General features: G+C 73.9%; 4 protein-coding genes. 2 read left to right on the forward strand and 2 right to left on the reverse strand.

All coding sequences use genetic code 11. The features are described from left to right. The first annotated feature begins 459 nt into the window (after positions 1–459). Positions 460–1,296 (forward strand): prephenate dehydratase, encoded by an 837-nt coding sequence (locus tag L1885_RS22815; protein ID WP_235799047.1) that lies wholly within the window; start codon positions 460–462, stop codon positions 1,294–1,296. A gap of 85 nt (positions 1,297–1,381) precedes the next feature. Here the strand turns inward: L1885_RS22815 and L1885_RS22820 are convergent, their stop codons facing one another. Continuing rightward, positions 1,382–3,016, reverse strand: coding sequence for an N-acyl-D-amino-acid deacylase family protein (locus tag L1885_RS22820; RefSeq protein ID WP_235799048.1), 1,635 nt, complete (start codon positions 3,014–3,016; stop codon positions 1,382–1,384). Between the two features lie 15 nt (positions 3,017–3,031). Beyond that, positions 3,032–4,318, reverse strand: coding sequence for an alanine racemase (locus L1885_RS22825; protein ID WP_235799049.1), 1,287 nt, complete (start codon positions 4,316–4,318; stop codon positions 3,032–3,034). Between the two features lie 199 nt (positions 4,319–4,517). Between L1885_RS22825 and L1885_RS22830 the strand changes: the two genes are divergently transcribed. Next, positions 4,518–5,393, forward strand: an 876-nt coding sequence (locus L1885_RS22830; protein WP_235799050.1) for a sugar kinase, incomplete at its 3' end; no start/stop codon positions are given.

The following is a 5,393-nucleotide window of genomic DNA, read 5'->3' on the forward strand; positions in this document are numbered from 1 at the left end:
CTCCGCCGTGTTCCCGTCGCCCGCGGTGCCCACGGCGTCGCGCCGTTCCGGCGCCGGGCGCCGCTGCCCGCCCACGGCCGCGGAGGGAGCCCGCGGCGCCTCCGCGGGCCGGGCGGATATGGAAGCAGCCCAGTCGCACTGTTCATTGAAGAGTCGCCAGGCGTTTTCCGGATCCCGGTGGCCCAGGGAATCGAAATGATTCAGGGCCCTGAGGGCGGCATCCCCATGGCGGATGCACTGTGCCTGGGAAATCGCGGGGGGATTGTCGTGCGGGCGCATCGAAAAAGGGCTTTCGCTTTCTTTTCTGTGCAGTGACGGACATCACACCGCACGGTGGGTCCGAAGGGTTCACCGGGCGGCTCCGACCGGCGATCGGAGGGGCGTGCAGCCCCCATGGCGGGCGGCCCCCCGAGCCGTGGGTCCACGTGATCACCAGAACCGTGCCGCTATACTAGGCGCATGGTTCTGACGATCGCTTACCAGGGCGAGCCGGGCTCGAATTCGGCCGCGGCGTGCACGGAAATGTACACGGAAAGCGTTCAGATCCCCTGCGAGACCTTCACCGAGGCCCTGGACACCGTGAAGCGGGGCCAGGCCGATGTGGCGGTGATTCCGGTGGACAATTCAATTGCCGGCCGGGTCGCCGATGTGCATCATCTTCTGCCGAGTTCCGGACTCACCATCACGCAGGAGCATTTCCTGCCCATCCACTTCGACCTGATGGTGCGGCCGGGCGTCGCCCTGGACGACGTGCGCAGCGTACGCAGCCATGTACACGCGCTGGCGCAGTGCCGGAACATCATCAACGCCCATGACTGGAAGGCGATCGTCACCCACGACACCGCCGGGGCGGCGCGCGAGGTGGCTCAGGGCGGCGACGCGACCGAGGCCGCGCTGGCGCCGCCCGCGGCCGCCGGCCTCTACGACCTGACGGTCCTCAAGTCGGGCGTCGAGGACAATCCCGACAATACTACGCGCTTCCTCGCGGTGACCGGGAATCCGCCGCCCGTCGCGCACACCGGGCAGAAGATGATCACCACGATCTTCTTCGAGGTCCGCAACATCCCGTCGTCCCTCTACAAGGCGCTCGGCGGGTTCGCCAGCAACGGCGTCAACCTCACCAAGATCGAGAGCTACCAGAACAGCAGTTTCACGGCCACGGAGTTCTACGTCGACGCCGAGGGGCATCCCGAGGACCCGCACGTCGCGCTGGCCCTGGAGGAACTGCGCTTCTTCTCCAGCCAGATGAAGATGCTGGGCGTCTACCCCGCCAGCCCGTCGCGCCTCAAGCACTGACCCCCGTCCCGGCCGCCGACGTCCGGCGGGCCCCCGCCGCCCGGGCCGCGCGCCGCTCGGGCCGTCCGGGCCGGGCCGGGGTGCCTCACCTCGCCGTGCCGTCGGCCCTCCGTCGCACCGAGCGGCCCGCCAGCACGTCCGTGCGCCGCCCGTCCTCCATCACGAACGCGCCGCCGACCAGCACGTACGGGATCCCCGTCGGCGGCGTCCTCGGGGCCTCGAACGTGGAGCCCGCCGCGACCGTGTCCGGGTCGAAGAGCACCAGGTCGGCGCGGTAGCCCTCGCGCACCAGGCCCCGGTCCCCGAGGCGCAGCCGCGCCGCCGCCCGCCCCGTCAGGTGCGCCACGCACTCCTCCAGGGTGAGGATCCCCAACTCGCGCACGTAGTGGCCGAGATAGCGGGGGAACGTGCCGTACGCGCGCGGGTGCGGCTTGGCGCCGTGCAGGATGCCGTCGCTGCCGCCGGTGTGCACCCGGTGGCGCATGATGCGGCGGACGTTGTCCTCGTGGCCGACGTGCTGGAGGATCGTCGGCCCGAGCCGGTCGCGGGTCAGCAGCCGCAGCGCCACCGTCCACGGCTCCTCGCCCGCGGCCCGCGCCGACGCGGCCACCGACCGGCCCACGTACGCGGCGAGCGCCGGCTCGACGACGCCCGAGATCTCGATGGTGTCCCAGTCGATGGGCACGCCGTGGCAGCCGTCCGAGCCCGCCACCTCCACGTCGTGCCGGATGCGCGCGGCGGCGTCCGGGTCGCCGAGCCGGGCGAGGGTGGCGTCCGGGCCGCCCTCGTGGGCCCAGCTCGGCAGCATCGCGGCGAGCGTCGTCGCGCCGGGCGTGTACGGGTAGGTGTCGAGGGTGATGTCGGCGCCCTCCGCGAGCGCGCGGTCCAGCAGCGCCAGCAGCTCCGGGGCGCGGCCCTCGTTCTCGGGGAAGTTCATCGTCGCGTGGGCGAGGTGCAGCGCGCACCCCGCCGTGCGCGTCAGCTCCACCATCTCCGCGTACGCGGCCAGCGCCCCGGCGCCGTAACTGCGGTGGTGCGGGCAGTAGTAGCCGCCGTGGCGGGCCACCACCCGGCACAGCTCGGTCAGTTCGGCGTCGTCCGCGTACATGCCCGGGGTGTAGGTGAGCCCCGACGACATGCCGAGCGCGCCCTGCTCCAGGCCCTCGGCCACCAGCCGCCGCATCCGCTCCAGCTCGCCGGGGCGTGCCGGGCGGTCGTCCCAGCCGACGGCCAGCATCCGCACCGAGCCCTGCGGCACCAGGTAGGCCGCGTTCACGGCGGTGCCCCGGCCGCCGAACGCGCCGTCGATCCGGTCCAGGTACTCGCCGACCGTGCGCCAGTCGAAGTCGACCGAGCCGTCGCCCGGGCCGCCGCCGTTCCAGCCGGCGATCGTGCGGCGGATCTCGCCGAGCGTGCGGTCGTCGGCGGGCGCGTACGAGATGCCGTCCTGGCCGAGCACCTCCAGCGTCACGCCCTGGGCGGCCTTCGCGACGTGCTCGGGGTCGCGCAGCAGCGCCAGGTCGCTGTGCGCGTGCATGTCGACGAAGCCGGGGGACAGGGCGAGGCCCGCCGCGTCCAGCACCCGCCGGCCCGAGGGCCGCGGGCCGCCGCCCTCGCGCACGACGGAGGCGATCCGGCCCCCGTCGACGGCGACGTCCGCGCGGAACGACGGCCCGCCCGAGCCGTCCACGACCCGCGCTCCGCGGATGACGAGATCCACCCTGTACCCCGCTTCTCAGAAGAACGTGCGGACGAGGTCCGTCACCGTGCCGTCGGCCGTCACCAGCGGGATCAGCTGCCACTTGTCGAACGACGTGCACGGGTGCGACAGGCCCATCCCGACCCAGTCGCCGACCTCCAGGTCCGCGCCCGGCTCCGTGGCGATCCAGCCGTGCTGGTCGGACAGTTTGACCACCGAGACGCCCGCGGCGGGCCGGACCTCGCCCGTGCGCCCGTCGCGCACGACCTGCGCCTCCGGCAGGTCCAGGTCGTAGGCGGCGTCCCGCTTGCCCGCGTTGACGAACGCCTGCCGCTCCGTCGGCCGGGAGACGACCTGCGCCCACAGCCGGAACGCGGGCTCCAGCGCGCCCTCCTCGGGCACCCGGTTGAACGGCGTGGCCTCGCGGTAGTGGCCGTCGTCGTGCGAGACGTACGCGCCCGAGCGCAGCAGCTTCACCACCGGCGCGGACAGCTCGGGGATCTCCGCGAACACGTCGGCCACCGCGTCGAACCAGGCGCTGCCGCCCGCGCTGATCACGACGTCCCCGGCGTCCGCGAACCGTCCGGCGGCGTCGAGCGCGGCCGCCAGCGCCACCAGGCGGCGCAGGTAGGCGCGCACGCGCTCGCCGTCCGCCTCCGGCACCTCGCCCTCGTACCCGGCGACCCCGGTGAGCCGGAGCGTGCCCGTGGCGGCGACGGCCGCCGCGACCCGCTCGCACTCCTCCTCGGTACGGGCGCCGGTGCGCGCGCCCTCGCCCGCGCCCAGCTCCACCACGACCTCGACCGGCCGCCGCGCGCCCGCCGCGCGCAGCGCCTCGTCCATCAGCTCGACGCCGCGCACGGAGTCGACGTAGCAGACGAACCGGAAGCCGGGGTCGGCGTCCAGCTCGGCGGAGATCCAGCGCAGGGCGGCGGCGTCGACGACCTCGTTGGCGAGGAAGATCCGCGCGATGCCGTACGCCCGGTACACCCGCACCTGGTGGGGGACGGCCGCCGTGATGCCCCAGGCGCCGTGCGCGAGCTGCCGCTCGAACAGCTGCGGTGCCATGGACGTCTTGCCGTGCGGCGCGAAGGCCAGGCCGTGGCGGGTCGTGTACGTCTCCAGGAGCGCGAGGTTGTGCTCGACGCGCTCGGCGGACAGGGCCAGCACGGGCGTGGTGAAGCCGCCCGTGAACAGGGACCGGCGCTGGGCGGCGAGCTCGCCGACGGTGAGCCCCTCCGCGTCCGGCGGCAGCCCCTTGAAGCGGTGGTCGACGCGGATGCCGGCGAGGCCTGCGACGGCCTCCTCGCTGCTCGTGCCCATGGGTGTGCGCTCCTGGTGGGTGAGTCGCCCGTGACGGCGGGCCCTGCTGTCTGCCGTGCTGCCTGCTGTGTCCTGCTGTTCCTGCGTCGATCCTGCGGTGGTGCGCCTGCGGTGGTGCGCCCGCAGTATCGGGGTGCGTTGCGCATGGTGCAACGCACGTTGCGCATGACGCTCGTCGTTGTCTAACATCCGAGCCGACATGGGGTCAATTGGGAGGAGTCGGCGAGTGACCGAGGTTGTGTGCCTGGGAGAGTCCATGGTCACGTTCGTCCCGTCGCGGTCCGGCCGCCTCGCGGACGTGCCCTCCTTCGCCCGCACCATCGGCGGCGCCGAGTCCAACGTCGCCTGCGCCCTGGCCTCCGCCGGCCACCGCGCCGCCTGGGTCAGCCGGGTCGGCGCCGACGGCTTCGGCGACCACCTGGTCGAGGCCATAGCTGCCTACGGCGTGGACACCTCGTCCGTGCGGCGGGACGCGGACCGCCCCACCGGCATCTACTTCCGCACCGCCGACGACCGCGCGTCGAGCGCCCACGAGGTCGCCTACTACCGGGCCGGCTCCGCGGCCTCCGCGATGTCCCCGGCCAACATGCCGCTCGACGTCCTCGACGACTGCCGGATCCTGCACCTGTCGGGCATCACCGCCGCGCTCTCCGCCGACTGCCTCGCGCTGCTGGAGCACCTCACCGCCCGCCGCCCCGGCCGCCCGCTGCTGTCGTTCGACGTCAACCACCGGCCCCGGCTGTGGCGGGACCCGGCCGGCGCCCGCGTGCTGCTGGACCTGGCCCGCGGCGCCGACCTGGTCCTCGTCGGCGAGGACGAGGCCGCCGCGGCCTGGGGCGTGCACGGCGCGGACGCGATCCGCGCGGCCCTGCCCGAGCCGGAGACGCTCGTCGTCAAGCGCGGCTCCGCCGGCGCGACCCTCTACACGGGCTCCGAGGCGGTCACCGTGCCCGCGCTGGACGTCGACGTCGTCGCGCCCGTCGGCGCGGGCGACGCCTTCGCCGCGGGCGTGCTGTCCGCGACGCTGCGCGGCCTGCCGGCCGCCGAGCGGCTGCGGCACGGCCACCTCATGGCC

Origin of the sequence: Streptomyces fuscigenes, from assembly GCF_021556455.1 — a bacterium.
In the GTDB taxonomy this organism is placed as follows: Bacteria; Actinomycetota; Actinomycetes; order Streptomycetales; family Streptomycetaceae; genus Streptomyces; species Streptomyces fuscigenes.

What these genes read in the sequence shown, in the direction of transcription:
- L1885_RS22815 (WP_235799047.1), top strand. Translation starts at nt 460, where the DNA reads ATGGTTCTGACGATCGCTTACCAGGGCGAGCCGGGCTCGAATTCGGCC.
- L1885_RS22825 (WP_235799049.1), bottom strand. Translation starts at nt 4,318, where the DNA reads ATGGGCACGAGCAGCGAGGAGGCCGTCGCAGGCCTCGCCGGCATCCGC.